General features: G+C 64.4%; 1 protein-coding gene. It reads left to right on the forward strand.

Annotated features, from left to right (window positions below; genetic code table 11):
- The first annotated feature begins 483 nt into the window (after positions 1-483).
- Positions 484-933, forward strand: coding sequence for a GNAT family N-acetyltransferase (locus WDW90_RS37500; RefSeq protein ID WP_336492787.1), 450 nt, complete (start codon positions 484-486; stop codon positions 931-933).
- Positions 934-971: the final 38 nt, after the last annotated feature.

The following is a 971-nucleotide window of genomic DNA, read 5'->3' on the forward strand; positions in this document are numbered from 1 at the left end:
TCCCAGGAGCAGGTGTGGCCAGTTCGGCGGCTGTCCACAAGAGAACGATGTACGAACCGCTACGCTTCGTTAACCCTGTTGCAGATTGGCTGCACCGGGTCTGACTGCATGGGCCCCCTGCCTGGCCAAAGCCAAGCCGCATTGCGCATTCCAGATGCAGATCTGTGATGGCTCCTCCGCGCATGTTTTTGGAAGCTGACGCCATCGTGGCGCTCGGAGCTGAAGCCGAGATTGCGTCCACGGAGTTGATCGAGCGGATGATCCACTGGCTCGGCCTTGCGACGACAGCCAGCCCCAGCCATAGCCTCTGTGGAAAGAGAGGAGCTGGCGCACCGCCTCCTGACGTGAAAGCGCTGGCACGAATAATGACGTCCTACCGCCTCACAGGTCCCGTCGTTCCTGTCTTCGCTCCCAGCCCTATCTGCTGCTTCAGCCGGCCTTGAGTCACTGTTCAGGTTGGCCGTCTAACCCTCGGAGACGCTGTTGGGGAGCCGTTACGGACTCGAGATCCGCACAGCGACGGGTGCCGACGCTCCCGGTCTCGCCGAATTGATGAGTGCTGCAGGTCACCCGGTGCCGGCCCGAGTACTGGAGGACCGGCTCGAGACGCTCCGCCACAGCCATGGCACGGCCCTCGTCGCATGGGAATGGGGACCGTCGTGCGGGATGATCGCGCTGCGCTGGTATCCAGCCCTCGAGGAAGCCTCGCCCATCGCGCTGGTCACAATGTTGCTGGTCGGCCCCGACGACCGCCGTCGCGGGATCGGCCGCATGCTCCTGAAGACGGCCTCGCAAGCTGCCCGGAAGGCAGGCTGCAGTACGCTGCAGCTGCTGGCATCGGCCCACCAGCCGGACCTCGTAGGGTTCTGCGAGGCCACGGGGTTCGTGGAGGCGGCAGGCTGCTTCGTGCGGCCCTTGCGCAAGAAGGGCTGAGCGAAGGATGACGCGTCTGGCCTTTGTGGATTTCGAGG

This window comes from Methylobacterium nigriterrae (assembly GCF_037106235.1).
In the GTDB taxonomy this organism is placed as follows: Bacteria; Pseudomonadota; Alphaproteobacteria; order Rhizobiales; family Beijerinckiaceae; genus Methylobacterium; species Methylobacterium nigriterrae.